At 55.3% G+C, this 14,349-nt stretch carries 16 protein-coding genes; all 16 read right to left on the bottom strand.

Annotation, left to right across the window (positions count from 1 at the left end; translation table 11 throughout):
• Positions 1-43: 43 nt before the first annotated feature.
• Positions 44-931 (bottom strand): F0F1 ATP synthase subunit gamma, encoded by an 888-nt coding sequence (atpG, locus tag NH395_RS06190; RefSeq protein WP_253023229.1) that lies wholly within the window; start codon positions 929-931, stop codon positions 44-46.
• A 68-nt stretch (positions 932-999) separates the two neighbouring features.
• Positions 1,000-2,544 carry a F0F1 ATP synthase subunit alpha gene (gene atpA, locus NH395_RS06185; protein WP_253023227.1) on the bottom strand — a complete coding sequence of 515 codons (1,545 nt, stop codon included), beginning with the start codon at positions 2,542-2,544 and terminating at the stop codon, positions 1,000-1,002.
• A 16-nt stretch (positions 2,545-2,560) separates the two neighbouring features.
• On the bottom strand, positions 2,561-3,097 hold the full coding sequence (locus tag NH395_RS06180; protein WP_253023225.1) for a F0F1 ATP synthase subunit delta: 537 nt from the start codon (positions 3,095-3,097) through the stop codon (positions 2,561-2,563).
• Positions 3,098-3,108: 11 nt separating this feature from the next.
• Positions 3,109-3,579, bottom strand: a complete 471-nt coding sequence (locus NH395_RS06175) for a F0F1 ATP synthase subunit B (RefSeq protein WP_066315677.1) — start codon at positions 3,577-3,579, stop codon at positions 3,109-3,111.
• 77 nt (positions 3,580-3,656) lie between these two features.
• A complete protein-coding gene (atpE, locus tag NH395_RS06170) occupies positions 3,657-3,884 on the bottom strand; it encodes a F0F1 ATP synthase subunit C (RefSeq protein WP_027337319.1) in 228 nt (75 codons plus the stop codon).
• 82 nt (positions 3,885-3,966) lie between these two features.
• The gene (gene atpB / locus NH395_RS06165) at positions 3,967-4,794 is read right to left on the bottom strand and encodes a F0F1 ATP synthase subunit A (RefSeq protein WP_066315674.1); all 828 of its coding nucleotides are present in this window, start codon (positions 4,792-4,794) and stop codon (positions 3,967-3,969) included.
• A 16-nt stretch (positions 4,795-4,810) separates the two neighbouring features.
• Positions 4,811-5,206, bottom strand: a complete 396-nt coding sequence (locus NH395_RS06160; RefSeq protein WP_253023223.1) for an ATP synthase subunit I — start codon at positions 5,204-5,206, stop codon at positions 4,811-4,813.
• A 225-nt stretch (positions 5,207-5,431) separates the two neighbouring features.
• Positions 5,432-6,355, bottom strand: coding sequence for a ParB/RepB/Spo0J family partition protein (locus tag NH395_RS06155; protein WP_253023221.1), 924 nt, complete (start codon positions 6,353-6,355; stop codon positions 5,432-5,434).
• Between the two features lie 37 nt (positions 6,356-6,392).
• Positions 6,393-7,160 carry a ParA family protein gene (locus NH395_RS06150; RefSeq protein WP_253023220.1) on the bottom strand — a complete coding sequence of 256 codons (768 nt, stop codon included), beginning with the start codon at positions 7,158-7,160 and terminating at the stop codon, positions 6,393-6,395.
• Entirely contained in the window at positions 7,161-7,826 is a 666-nt protein-coding gene (gene rsmG / locus NH395_RS06145; RefSeq protein ID WP_253023218.1) for a 16S rRNA (guanine(527)-N(7))-methyltransferase RsmG, read from the bottom strand. It abuts the gene before it with no gap.
• Positions 7,823-9,727 carry a tRNA uridine-5-carboxymethylaminomethyl(34) synthesis enzyme MnmG gene (gene mnmG, locus NH395_RS06140; RefSeq protein ID WP_253023216.1) on the bottom strand — a complete coding sequence of 635 codons (1,905 nt, stop codon included), beginning with the start codon at positions 9,725-9,727 and terminating at the stop codon, positions 7,823-7,825. Before mnmG ends, rsmG begins: the two co-directional genes overlap by 4 nt.
• 557 nt (positions 9,728-10,284) lie before the next feature.
• On the bottom strand, positions 10,285-11,043 hold the full coding sequence (locus NH395_RS06135) for an amino acid ABC transporter ATP-binding protein (protein WP_290443726.1): 759 nt from the start codon (positions 11,041-11,043) through the stop codon (positions 10,285-10,287).
• 11 nt (positions 11,044-11,054) lie between these two features.
• A complete protein-coding gene (locus NH395_RS06130; protein WP_066315658.1) occupies positions 11,055-11,726 on the bottom strand; it encodes an amino acid ABC transporter permease in 672 nt (223 codons plus the stop codon).
• A gap of 94 nt (positions 11,727-11,820) precedes the next feature.
• A complete protein-coding gene (locus NH395_RS06125) occupies positions 11,821-12,591 on the bottom strand; it encodes a transporter substrate-binding domain-containing protein (protein WP_253023214.1) in 771 nt (256 codons plus the stop codon).
• Between the two features lie 184 nt (positions 12,592-12,775).
• The gene (gene erpA, locus NH395_RS06120) at positions 12,776-13,129 is read right to left on the bottom strand and encodes an iron-sulfur cluster insertion protein ErpA (protein WP_066315652.1); all 354 of its coding nucleotides are present in this window, start codon (positions 13,127-13,129) and stop codon (positions 12,776-12,778) included.
• 133 nt (positions 13,130-13,262) lie between these two features.
• Positions 13,263-14,297, bottom strand: a complete 1,035-nt coding sequence (gene argC / locus NH395_RS06115; protein ID WP_253023212.1) for an N-acetyl-gamma-glutamyl-phosphate reductase — start codon at positions 14,295-14,297, stop codon at positions 13,263-13,265.
• Positions 14,298-14,349: the final 52 nt, after the last annotated feature.

Raw genomic sequence — 14,349 nt, 5'->3', positions numbered from 1 at the left:
AAACCTGTCTGCCGGGAGCCGCTAAGCATCGGCTCCCTAGGCGTTATACGGCGGCAGCGCCGCCGACGATCTCGGAAATTTCCTGGGTAATGGCGGCCTGACGGGCCTTGTTATAAACCATTTCCAGATCGTCAATCAGATTGCCCGCGTTATCGGTCGCACTCTTCATGGCGATCATCCGGGCGGCTTGCTCGCACGCCACGTTTTCCACAACCGCCTGATACACCTGCGATTCAATGAAACGAACCAGCAGGCTATCCAATAACGCCTTGGCATCCGGCTCATACAGGTAGTCCCAGCTTCCGGGACGGGCGTTTTCGTCGTCTTGCTCTGCGTCTTCACCAATATCAGTCGTCAACGGAAGAAGCTGACGTACCACCGGCTGTTGCGTCATGGTGTTGATAAACTCGTTATGCACCACGTACAAGCGGTCGATATTGCCTTCATCGTACGCGTCGAGCATGACCTTGATACTGCCAATCAGACCTTCGACCGATGGCGCTTCGCCTAACCCGCTCTTGGCGGCAACCAGGTTGCCACCATAGTTGCGAAAAAAGCCACTGGCCTTCGCGCCAAGAGCGCAGAAGTCCAGCCCAGCGCCTTCCTGATGCCAGGCCTTGGCATCCTTCACCACGGCCTTGAACAGGTTATGGTTCAGACCACCACACAAACCGCGGTCGGTGGAGACCACAATATAACCAACGCGCTTCACCTCTTTACGCTCGACCATGTAGTCGTGCCTGTATTCAGGGTTGGCGTCGGCCAGGTGGCTGACCACATTGCGAATCTGCCTGGCGTAAGGCTGACTGGCCTTCATCCGCTCTTGCGCTTTACGCATTTTCGACGCAGCGACCATTTCCATGGCACTGGTGATCTTCTGCGTATTTTTAATGCTCCCGATCTGGGTGCGTATCTCTTTTGCAGCTGCCATAGCGACCTACCTTTCGTTCGTGGCTCTCAGAAAGCATGCAAACCCGCCCAATACAGACGGGCCAGACATTACCAGCTCTGAGTCGCCTTGAACTTCTCGAGACCCGACTTCAAGCCGTTTTGAATCTCTTCGTTGTAGTCGCCGGTCTGGTTGATCTTGTCGAGCAAATCGCTGTGCTCGGCCTTCATGTAGTCGTGCAGAGCACGCTCGAAGTCCAGCACTTTGTTGACTTCGACATCATCCAGATGACCTTCGTTGGCGGCATAAAGCGTAAGCGCCATCTCGGCTACCGACATCGGCGAGTACTGGTGTTGCTTCATCAGCTCGGTGACGCGTTGACCGTGCTCGAGCTGCTTGCGAGTGGCTTCGTCCAGGTCAGACGCAAACTGCGAGAATGCCGCCAGTTCGCGATACTGAGCCAGGGCAAGGCGCACGCTACCGCCGAGCTTCTTGATGATCTTGGTCTGTGCCGAACCACCTACACGGGAAACCGACAGACCTGCGTTAATCGCCGGACGAATACCGGAGTTGAACAGGTTGGTTTCCAGGAAGATCTGACCGTCGGTGATCGAGATCACGTTGGTCGGGACGAACGCAGACACGTCGCCACCCTGGGTTTCGATGATCGGCAGCGCGGTCAAGGAACCGGTCTTGCCTTTCACTTCGCCGCCCGTAAACTTCTCGACGTAGTCGACGTTCACTCGAGCGGCCCGCTCCAGCAGACGCGAGTGGAGATAGAAAACGTCACCCGGGTAGGCTTCACGACCCGGCGGGCGGCGCAGCAACAGCGATACCTGACGATAAGCCACGGCCTGCTTGGAAAGATCGTCATAGACGATCATTGCGTCTTCGCCGCGGTCACGGAAATATTCGCCCATGGTGCAGCCAGAGTAGGCCGCCAGGAACTGCATGGGAGCCGGATCGGCAGCACCAGCAGCGACGACGATGGTGTGTTCCATTGCGCCGTGCTCTTCGAGCTTGCGCACCACGTTGGCAATGGTCGACTGCTTCTGACCAATGGCGACGTAGACACAGGTCACGCCTTTGCCTTTCTGGTTGATGATGGCATCAATGGCAATGGCGGATTTACCAATCTGGCGGTCACCGATGATCAGCTCACGCTGACCACGGCCGATCGGCACCATGGAGTCAATCGACTTCAGGCCGGTTTGAATCGGCTCATCGACTGACTGGCGGGTGATGACGCCCGGGGCGACCTTTTCCACTGCATCGGTCAGCTTGGCATTGACATCGCCTTTGCCGTCGATAGGGTTACCCAACGCATCGACAACGCGGCCGATCAGCTCGGGGCCTACCGGTACTTCGAGGATACGACCGGTACACTTGGCGGTCATGCCCTCTTCAAGCAACAGGTAGTCACCCAGCACAACGGCACCCACGGAGTCACGCTCCAGGTTGAGTACCATGCCGAAAACGCTGTTGGGGAATTCGATCATTTCACCGAACATCGCGTCTTCGAGGCCGTGAACTTTCACGATACCGTCGGAAACGCTGACGATGGTGCCCTCATTACGGGCTTCAGATGCGACGTCAAGCTTTTCGATTCGCTGCTTGATGATGTCGCTGATCTCGGAAGGATTCAATTGCTGCATGCCATGTCCCTCAGACTCAAGCGGTTAACGCGTCGGAAAGGCGGTTCAATCGTCCACGTACCGAACCGTCAATGACGGTATCGCCGGCACGCAGGATGACGCCACCGATCAGCGTTTTATCCACTTGAGTGGTAATGGAGATTTCGCGATTCAGACGTTTCTTGAGCGCGTTCTTTAGCTTGGTTTTCTGCTTGCTATCGAGCTTGTAGGCCGATAACACCACGACATCAACCCGCTGTTCATGGTCGGCGCGCAGGCGCTCGAACTGATCAGCCATTGATGGCAGGGCGTTGAGCCGACCTTCATCTGCCAGAGTGTCCAGAAACCGCCGTTGAGCATCGTCGCCTTGATCGGGCAAGACGCCCGCCAGCAACTCAGCTTTCTGTTCGGCCAGTAATTTCGGATTACCCAGCAGACGACGCACATCACTGTCCGTGACGGCTTGGCTCAAAGAGGCAAGCGCTTTTGACCAGCTATCCAGCGCCTCATGATCACGCGCGTATTCAAACGCCGCCTTAGCGTAAGGACGAGCGACGGTCAGTAATTCCGCCATGATTCACCTCCTTACAGTTCGGCAGCCAGCTCATCGAGTAACTTGCGATGGGCTTGTTCGTCGACCGACGCTTCCAAGACGCGCTCAGCACCGATAATGGCAAGGTGAGAGACTTGGGCACGAAGATCCTCTTTAGCACGGTTCACTTCTTGCTCAATCTCGGAACGTGCGCTTGCCACCAGACGCTCGCCTTCAGCGCGGGCCTGATCGCGGGCTTCTTCAACGATCTGAGCAGAACGCTTGTTGGCCTGCTCGAGAATTTGAGAAGCCTGTTCCTTGCTCTCACGCAGGGTTTGCTCGGCTTTCTCCTGGGCGACTTCGAGATCGCGAGAAGCACGGCTGGCTGCGTCGAGGCCATCAGCAATCTTCTTCTGACGCTCATGGAGCGCGTTGCTGATCGGTGGCCACACATACTTTATGCAGAACCAGACAAAGATCGCGAATGCGATCGTCTGCCCAATTAGCGTCATGTTGATATTCACAGGAATGTACCTCTGACAGGTTCGTGGCGACCGGAGTGAAACAAAACCGAGCGGAATGCCGCTCGGCTAAGCTGTCATTAACCGGCAACAACGAAGATCAGGTACATCGCGATACCAACACCGATCATCGGTACCGCGTCCAGCAGACCCGCCATCAGGAAGGTTTTGGTTTGCAGCTGATCGCTCATTTCCGGCTGACGTGCAGTCGACTCGATCAGCTTGCCACCCAGGATGGCAAAGCCGATGCCGGTACCCAGGGCACCCAGGCCAATCATAATCGAAGCGGCAACGTAGATAAGTTCCATGGTATTGCTCCTAGTTTCTCAAGGTTAAGGTCAAGGTTGAGGGTTGATGTTAAAGGTTAACGTATTGCAAGCATTGCTCCGGTCAGTGATGTTCGTGGGCTGAGCTCAGATATACCACGGACAGCACAGTAAAGATGAAGGCCTGCAGGGTAACGATCAGGATATGGAAGATGGCCCACGGCACATCCAGCAGCCAGATGGCCCAGAAAGGCAGCATGGCAATCAGGATGAAGATCACTTCCCCGGCAAACATGTTACCGAATAGACGCATGGCCAGGCTGAACGGCTTGACCAGCAACGCAATGATTTCCAGAAGCAGGTTGAAGGGAATCAGCGCCCAATGATTGAACGGTGTCAGCGACAGCTCCTTGGCAAAGCCGCCTACGCCTTTCATCTTAAAGCTGTAATAGAGAATCAGACAGAATACGCCCAAGGCCATGCCCAGGGTGGCATTGGGGTCGGTGGTCGGCACGATTTTCATGTAATCAACGCCCAGGCGAGCGAACAGCTCCGGGAAATAATCCACCGGTATGATCTTGAGCGTGTTCATCAGCAGAATCCACACGAACAGCGTCAAGGCAAGCGGTGCGATAATCGGGTTACGGCCGTGGAAAGCGCCCTGAACCATGCTTTCGACGAACTCGAAGACCATTTCAACGGCGTTTTGCAGTTTACCCGGCACCCCGGTCGTGGCGACTTTACCGGCCTTACGGAAAAGCCAGATGAATAACAGCCCCATGGCGATCGACCAGCCCATGGTGTCCAGGTGAACGGCCCAGAAGCCCATTTCACGTGCTTCTTCGGCAGAACTTGCCAGTGACCAACCGTTCTCGGGATGTTTACCAAAGGTCAGATTCTGCAAGTGGTGCTGGATATAGTAAGTCGGCGAGACTTCGTTTCCTGCGGCCATAGACTTGTCACCTCGATCAGTTGCGCAATTCTCTAGGCATCAGCCAGGGCGCTAGCCAATGCATTAGAACAACCGCGACATAAGCACTAAAAAAGAAAGCGGGGTTTGAGGGAGGTACTGTGCTCAGTACTATGGCAAACAATGCCACCGTCAAACCAAACTTGCCTGCTTCGGCGCGAAACAACCTGAGTGCATTGCGCGATGCAGGCGCGCGCTGCTGGAAGATCGCCATCCGATGAACAAAAAATGCCTGGGGCAGAAAAGCTACCAGTGCCCCTAGCACCACCGATGTTGCGCTGCCGCTATCGACGACGACCCACGCTAATAACGCCCCAGCCAATGCGACTAACAATTGAGCAATCGTCAACCGGATGACATAAGCCTGCCGTCGTAACGTTTCCAGTCGCTGCATGCCATTCCAGCCTATCGAGCTATGTCAAAAGCCATGTCTACAGGCAATGAACAACCTTGCGCAGCCTGCACAAATCTTGCGCGATTATAGGGAAGGGCTATGAGACCTTCAACCGAAGTTGTGGGTATTTCACGCTTTCAAGCGCCGATATGCGACCAAAGAGTGAAAAATCAGCTTTTTTTGCAGGTTTTTAATAAGCCTGCTATTCATTAAGCGAGTAGCAGGCTATTTAATGTGTTCCAGAATACCGTCCAACTCTTCCAGGCTGGTATAGCGAATCGTGACTTTCCCTTTACCTCTCTGACCATGGTCAATGGACACAGGGGCACCGAGCAGTTCCGCCAGCTGGGTTTCAAGACGCGCCACGTCGGAGGTTTTTGCCTGGCGCCTTGGTGTGGGCGCTACCGGTTGGCTTTGTACTTTCTTGACCAAGGCTTCCGTGGCGCGAACGGTCAGGTCATTGTTGACCACTTCGTGGGCAACCTGGCGCTGCTGGGCGCTGTTCAGTGTCAGCAGGGCGCGCGCATGCCCCATATCCAGATCACCGCGTTCGAGCAGCGTCTGTACCTCATTATCCAGCGCCAGCAGACGTAACAGATTGGCCACCTGGGTACGCGATTTTCCTACCGCATCGGCCATCTGCTGCTGGGTCATTTCAAACTCGTCGCCTAACCGTTTCAAGGCCAGCGCTTCTTCAATGGCATTGAGGTTCTCGCGCTGAATGTTTTCAATCAGTGCCAGCGCCAGGGCAACTTCGTCGCTGACTTCCCGGATAACCGCGGGGATAACATCCAATTCGGCAAGCTGAGCCGCCCGCCAGCGGCGTTCGCCGGCCACAATCTCGTAGCGGTCTTCACCAATCGGACGGACCACGATGGGCTGCATGACCCCTTGAGCACGGATCGAGTCGGCGAGCTCTTCAAGCGCTTCCGGCTGAATATCGCGGCGCGGTTGATATTTACCCCGTGATAGCTGGCCGAGCGGTAAACGTTCAAGGCGTTCCTGACCCGGTGAGGTGGTCGTATCCGCAGCAGCAGCGCTGTCTGCCGGTGAGGATGAACCCGCCGCCAATTCAAGGCTATCGCGGCGACGTGCACCAGCACCAATCAGAGCATCCAAGCCACGTCCTAGTGCGGGTTTACGCGTCATGGGCATTCCCTCGTGATAAATAGATCAGTCGTGGTGATTATAGCGCGAGTCGACGAATTAGCTCTTTCGCTAACACACGATAGGCCTGGCTGCCGCGCGAAAAGCGCGCGTACTGGGTAACCGGCAGGCCATGACTGGGCGCTTCGGCCACTTTAACATTACGCGGAATCGTGGTTTTCAGCAGGGCATCGCCGAAATAATCACGCAGTTGCTTGTCAACTTCACGGGTTAGGCTCGTGCGCTTGTCGTACATGGTGCGCAGAATGCCGGAGACAGCCAGATCCGGGTTGATGCTCTGTTTAATCTGCTCGACCGTATCCAGCAACGCCGAAAGGCCTTCCAGTGCATAGAATTCACACTGCAGCGGAATCAACACGCCGTGGGCTGCCGTAAGGGCATTCACTGTCAGCATATTAAGCGACGGCGGGCAGTCAATCAGCACGACGTCGTATTGTGACAAAACGCCCGTCAGCGCCGTCGACAAGCCGCTTTCACGCTGATCTGAATGCATGAGTTCGACTTCCGCAGCGGTCAAGTCACCGTTGCTGGGTAGCACGTCATATTTTACGGGCGGCTGCCGGACAATCGCGTCGGCGGCGCTCGCTTCTCCCAAGAGGACGTCAAGAACGCTTTTTTCCAGGCTGTGCTTGTCGATACCACTGCCCATGCTGGCATGTCCCTGAGGATCGAGATCCACCAGCAGTACACGGCGGTCGAGTCCGGCGAGGCTGGCCGCCAAGTTGACGGCTGAAGTGGACTTGCCCACGCCGCCTTTCTGGTTGGTCAGGGCAATGATCTGGCTCACTTACTCAACTCCTTGTGGGGTCAGAATCAACAGCTGTCGCTCGGCCGTCTCAAAGGGGACATTTAACGTGTGTTTTGCGTGGAGCCGAATATCACCCGGCAGATCGCGCAATTCTTCATTGGCACCAGGGCCTTTCATCGCCAGCCATTGCCCTTCGGCCGTCGGAAGTTTGCGCGTCAGATTAACAAAATCCACCAGGCTGGCGAATGCCCGCGAAACCACTTGATCGAAGACACTTTCAGCAAACTGTTCTACCCGCGCTTGAACGGGTGTCACATTCGACAGCCCTAGTTCCATCACCGCCTGACGCTGAAAGCGGACTTTTTTGCCGTTGCTGTCCAGAAGGGTTACGGATAGCTCGGGCTTGAGAATGGCCAGAACCAGTCCCGGCAGTCCTGGCCCTGAACCGACATCAAGCAGCCTGGGCCCTTCGACAAATGGCAGCACGGCGGCACTATCCAACACGTGGCGCGATACCATGTCGTTAACATCGCGCACTGCGGTGAGATTATAAGCCCGGTTCCACTTGTGCAATAGGGCGAGCAGCCCTAGCAACTGGTCATGCTGCCGGGCTGTTATGGGGGTACCTAATGCGCTGAGCCCTTCATCCAGCCGTGTTGCCACCTGGCTGGGCAAACCGGAAAACAGCGTCGCTACGCTGCTCATCCGTTGGCTACCTCAGGTGTCGATATAAGCCGACGTTTCTTGAGTTGTATCAGCAAAATCGAGACGGCCGCAGGCGTCACACCCGAAATACGCGCTGCCTGGGCGAGGGTTTCAGGCCGTGCTTCGCTGAGTTTCTGGCGAATTTCATTGGACAGGCCTTCAATGCCTTGATAGTCCAGGTCAGCAGGTAGGGGCATTGCCTCATGGCGCTTGAGTTTATCAATTTCGTCCTGCTGACGATCGATATAGCCCTGATACTTGGCTTGAATCTGGACTTGTTCGGCGACAGCTTCGTCGGTCACTGGCGAAGCCTCCAGACCGGGAAGATGGGTCAAGGCCTCATAGGTCAGTTCCGGGCGTTTAAGCAGATCGCTCAGCCGGTATTCGCGGTTCAGCGCCTGGCCGGTGTGCTCGGCAATGACAGCGGCGGCCGGGCTATTAGGCTGAACCCAGGTGCTGGCAAGACGGGCTGACTCCTGTTCGATGGCATCGCGCTTTTGACTGAATGCTGCCCAGCGCACGTCATCCACCAGCCCCAATTCGCGGCCTTTTTCAGTGAGCCGGAGATCGGCGTTGTCTTCACGCAGTAACAGGCGGTATTCCGCGCGTGACGTGAACATGCGGTAAGGTTCCTTGGTTCCCATGGTGATCAAATCATCGACCAACACGCCAAGGTAGGCTTCGTCGCGGCGTGGGTACCAGGCTTCCAGCTGCCTGGCACGGCGTGCCGCGTTCAGCCCTGCGAGCAAGCCCTGAGCACCGGCTTCTTCGTAACCGGTCGTGCCGTTGATTTGCCCAGCAAAAAACAGGTTGTGGATAAATTTGGTTTCCAGGGAATGTTGCAAATCCCGCGGATCAAAGAAATCGTACTCGATCGCGTAGCCTGGCCGAGTGATATGCGCGTTTTCCATTCCCTTGATCGAGCGCACAACCTGGAGCTGTATGTCGAACGGCAATGAGGTGGAAATCCCGTTGGGATACAGCTCATTGGTATCCAGACCTTCGGGTTCGATAAATATCTGGTGGCTTGATTTATCGGCAAAGCGATGGACTTTGTCTTCTATCGAAGGGCAATAGCGAGGCCCGATACCCTCGATTACGCCCGAATACATCGGCGAACGTTCGAGGTTCGCCATGATAATTTCATGAGTGCGCTCGTTGGTGTGCGCAATATGACAGCTCAGCTGCTTGGGGTGCATGTCCCTTGAGCCGAGATAGGACATTACCGGCGTTGGCGTGTCACCGGGTTGCTCTTCAAATTGAGAGAAATCAACAGTTTTGGCATCAATGCGTGGTGGTGTACCGGTTTTCAGACGATCGACCCGGAACGGCAGAGCACGCAGTCGCTCAGCCAAGGCATTGGAGGGCGCATCGCCTGCTCGGCCACCGCGAGTTTGATCAAGCCCAATGTGAATCACACCGCCGAGGAAAGTACCGGTCGAGAGCACGACGGATTCACTGTGAAACCGAATACCGGTTTCCGTCACCACGCCCCGCACGGTGTCGTTATCCACAATCAGATCGCCCGCAGCCTGCTGGAAAATCGTCAGGTTTGGCTGGTTTTCAAGCATGCCACGGATGGCCGCTTTGTAACGTACGCGATCAGCCTGGGCACGGGTTGCTCGAACGGCAGGCCCTTTGCGTGCGTTCAAGACACGAAACTGGATGCCACCCACGTCTGTGGCAAGCCCCATGGCGCCGCCCAGTGCATCAATTTCCTTGACGAGATGGCTCTTGCCAATCCCACCAATGGCCGGGTTACACGACATTTGGCCGAGTGTTTCGATGTTGTGCGTAAGCAACAGGGTTTGACAGCCCATGCGAGCAGAGGCCAACGCGGCTTCAGTTCCCGCATGGCCACCGCCGATGACAATGACATCAAAGCGGTCAGGGTAATTCAAGAGACACCTCGTCTTGTGCCATCAGGCACGGATGAGTTGAGTCGGTGCATGAGCACCTTAATCCAATAAGCCCGCCAGTATAAACCCCTTGTGGGTAACCGTCAGTTTTTTCCACACCCCCATTGGCTCAGCAGTGCTTATTAATAACAACATAAATATTATATAAGAGAAGTTCTATTGATGTTGTTACTACTGTTGTGGACAAAATCTGTTGATAAGCAAATTAACTTTATAATTTTCAATATCTTATATTGTTGACTTTTACATGATTAAACGGCGGACTAACTGAGTAGAAACGGTGTTGGGCCTGTGGATGAAAGCTCGTTTTATCCACCGATGTGATGAGACACGGGTTTTCCACTCGTGTATACCGGAGTTGTTACCGTGACTGTGAACAAGTGGAGTAAATACGATCAATCCCGCTTGAAGGCGGCATGATGGTGGCTCGCGAGGGATTGAGGCCATTCAGAAAATTAGTTTATCCACAGGCAAAAAAAATGGCCTGTGGTGATCACAGGCCATTGAATGTCGTTTATCAAGCGTATTTTTTGGCTAAATCAGTGCTTGAGTACCCGAGCCAAAAATGACTGGGTACGTTCGTGTCGAGGCGTATCGAACAGCTGTTCAGGGGGCCCCTCTTCCGTGATTTCCCCCTGGTGAATGAACACCACACGGTCGGCGACCTCACGCGCGAAGCCCATTTCATGGGTGACAATGACCATGGTCATGCCCTCTTTAGCGAGCTCTCGCATGGCATCAAGCACTTCGCCAATCATTTCAGGGTCAAGGGCCGAGGTAGGCTCGTCAAACAGCATTAACCGCGGTTCCATGGCAAGTGCACGGGCGAGTGCCACACGCTGCTGCTGACCGCCGGAGAGCTGACTGGGATACTTGTCTGCCTGGTCGGCGATGCCTACGCGGTCGAGGAGGCGCTTGGCCGCTTCCAGGGCGTCTGAACGGTTCCAGCCGCGCACTTTCATGGGCGCGAGGGTGACGTTGTCGATAACGCTTAAATGAGGAAAGAGATTGAACTGCTGGAATACCATACCGACTTCGGTGCGGATGGTTTGCAGTGCCTGGCTACTTTTGCCGTTGGGCAGCAACTCGTTTCCGTCGACCTCCAGCGAACCGGCCTGGAATTCCTCCAGTCCGTTGATGCAGCGGATCAGTGTGGATTTACCTGACCCGCTGGCACCGATCACCACGACCACTTCACCAGGGGTGATGTGCATATCAATGTTTTTGAGTACGTGCAGGCTACCAAAGTGTTTATTGAGCTGCTGCATACGCACAATCTGCTGAGCATTGTCGTTCATTGTGCGTCTCCTTATTGGCCTACCAAGCCTTTGTTTTCAAGCTGGCGCAAGATGATTGAAAGGGTCCAGGTGATAGCGAGGTACATGATGGCCACCATCAGGTAGACCTCCATCGCGGTAAAGGTGCTGGCAATGTAAACCTGGCCCTGACGAACCAGCTCACCTACCCCGATCACCGAAAATAAAGAGGTATCCTTGATACTGATAATGCCTTGATTGCCCAGTGGCGGGATCATGCGGCGAAACGCCTGGGGCCAGATGACATATCGAAACGCCTGGGTACGTGACAGCCCCAGCGACAGGGAAGCTTCTCGCTGGCCTCGTTCAATGGATTGCACACCGCCCCGCACGATCTCGGAAATATAGGCCCCCGAGTTAACGGCAATGGCCGCAATGCCCGCAACGAGGGCATTGATAGGGCTCCCCAGCAGTTGAGGTAGGCCATAGAAGATAAACAGCACCTGAACCAGAATAGGGGTGCCACGAAAGACTTCGACATAGACGATGGCGGGCCAGCGCAGCCAGCGGAGAGGGCTGATGCGTAGAAGGCCAAAAAAGATGCCGATAAAAAAGCCGATGGCGAGCCCGCCAAAGGAAATCAGCAGGGTATAGGGGATCCCCGGTAGCAAATGGGGAATCGAGTTAATGGTCGCTTCCCAATTAAACTCAAAGCTCGGTTCCACGCGCGTTCTCCTGAGAGACGAGAAGACAAACGAACAGGGCCGGGGGCGAGGCCGCCCGGCCCTGATGAAATGGTTAAAGAACGATCAGCGGTAGTTATTCGTCGCTGGGCGCTTCACCAAACCATTTTTCATAGATTTCATCGTAGGTGCCGTCTTCGCGCATTTCAGCCAAGGCTTCGTTGGTGGGTTCTACCCACTCGCTGCCTTTGTTGAAGACGATGCCATATTGCTGGCCTTCGTAGAGGGGACCCACCACCTTGGTGCGACCTTCACCCCGGGTTTGTGAGAAGTAAGCGACGTTGGGGGCGTCGTAGAAGACGGCATCGACATTGCGGCCCAGTAGCGCCATGTACATGTCGGAAGTACCGGGGTAGGGCGTATAGTCGGCGTTGTCGCCAAACTTTTCTTCCAGGAAGTCGTAGCTGGTGGAGCCTGTTTTGGTGGCGATGGTCATGCCTTCCAGATCATCAATGTCTTCAACGTCGCTATCGGCTCGAACGATGATCCGCAGGCCTGAATCGTAGTAGGGGTCAGAAAAATCAACGATCTCCGCCCGCTCTTCGGTAATGGTGATCCCGGCAATGGCAATCTCCTGGTTACCGGTTTGCACGGCAGGAATAATGCCTGAGAAGTCCATGGTGGTGAGATCGACTTCAAAGCCCGCCCGGTCGGCCACTTCGTTGATGATATCGATGTCGAAACCGACCATCTCGCCGGTGTCTTCATCCATCATCTCAAAGGGGACGAAGCTTGGGTCAGTGGCGACATTGACGGTAGGCGTCTCTTGCGCCTGAGCAGAAGCACCGCCCAACGCAAGCGTCAGGGCGGATAAAGGCAGTACGGTGCGTGATAACAGCGATTTCATAGGTTTTCCCCGTGGTTTGTATGGCAAAGCGCCACAAAGCAGTGAGCACCGCTTTGCGACTGGTAGCTAAGCCTGTTATTGACATATTAACCTTGGCGAGAAACCATCAGGGCGTCAAGTCACGGGTGGGGATTGCGGTAAACGCTGGGTCGACGCTGCCCAACCTTAATTCAAGGTGACGCTGCTACACCATAAACGATGCACCACAACCACAGGTGGTGGTGGCATTGGGGTTTTGCACGCGAAAACGAGCGCCTGCAAGGCCTTCTTCGTAGTCAACGGTTGAACCCACCAGGTACTGGTAGGAGAGGGGATCAACCACCAGAGCGGCGTCACCAAATTCGATAACGGTGTCGTCATCGGCAACGTTATCGGCAAAATCAAAGCCGTATTGGAAACCTGAACAGCCACCGCCGGTGACATAAACGCGTAGTTTAAGCGTTGAGTTGTTTTCCTCTGCCATCAAGGCGTTGATACGTTTTTGAGCACTATCGGACAACAACAGTGGCGTTGGAACAAAGGATTCTGCGCTGCTCATGGCTACCTCCCGTGAGCGAATAGGGCGAATATCACTGAGTGACAGAAACTCGCCCCGAAGCGAATAGACTGCATGAATGCTAATTATGAGTAAAACCTAGCAAAAGGGTCAACTATTACCGACCCAATGGAAGCTAGGGCATAACGGCCGGGGCACTTAGGCCGGTAGCTTCATCAAAGCCAAACATCAGATTGAGGTTTTGGACGGCCTGCCCCGAGGCTCCCTTTACCAGATTATCGATCACCGATAGCACCACAACCGTATCACTATTCTCCGGACGGTGAACCGCAATACGACACGTATTGGTACCTTTCACACTGCGTGTTTCCGGGTGACTGCCAGCGGGCATGACGTCAACGCAGGGTTCGCCTGCGTAGCGACGTTCAAACAGAGCCTGAAGGTCGCCGGGTGCTGCGTTGAGTGTCGAATACAGGGTGGCGTGAATACCGCGAATCATGGGCGTCAGGTGTGGTACGAAGGTCAGGCTCACGGCACCGGCCTGAATGTCGGTGAGCCCCTGGCGGATTTCGGGCAAGTGGCGATGCCCGGAAGCACCATACGCTTTCATGGACTCGCTGGCTTCGGCCAATAACGAACCGACTTTAGCCCCGCGACCGGCACCCGTGACGCCTGACTTGCAGTCGGCGATCAGCCGTCCGGCATCCACCAAACCGGCTTCCAGCAATGGCAGATAACCCAACTGAACGGCGGTAGGGTAACACCCCGGTACAGCGACCAGGCGCGCCGTTTTGATCTGTTCACGGTGCATTTCCGGCAGGCCGTAAACCGCTTCGCCAAGCAAGGCAGGTGCTCCGTGGGGCTGACCATACCAATGCGCCCATTCGTCGGCATCGCGCAGGCGAAAATCCGCTGAGAGATCGATCACGCGGGTACCTTGATCCAGCAGTTCGCCTGCCAATGCGTGAGCCACCCCGTGGGGGGTGGCAAAAAACACCGCATCCAGACGGCCTAGCTGTTTAGCATCGGGCTCGCTAAACGCCAGCGTGTCGTAATGCCCACGCAGATTTGGGTACATGTCGCTGACCTTCACGCCCGCTTCTGAACGTGACGTGATCGCTGCTACTTCGACGTGAGGATGGATGGCGAGAAGCCGAAGCAGCTCGACGCCGGTGTAGCCTGTGCCGCCAACAATGCCTACCTTGATCACAATGACTCCTTGCAGATTTTGAGCGCAAAACGAATCGCCAACGGCTTAAGCA

This window comes from Halomonas sp. Mc5H-6 (assembly GCF_024124705.1).
GTDB classification, from domain to species: Bacteria; Pseudomonadota; Gammaproteobacteria; order Pseudomonadales; family Halomonadaceae; genus Vreelandella; species Vreelandella subterranea.
Note: the sequence above shows the minus strand (reverse complement) of the source record. Positions and strands in the feature narration are given on the sequence as shown.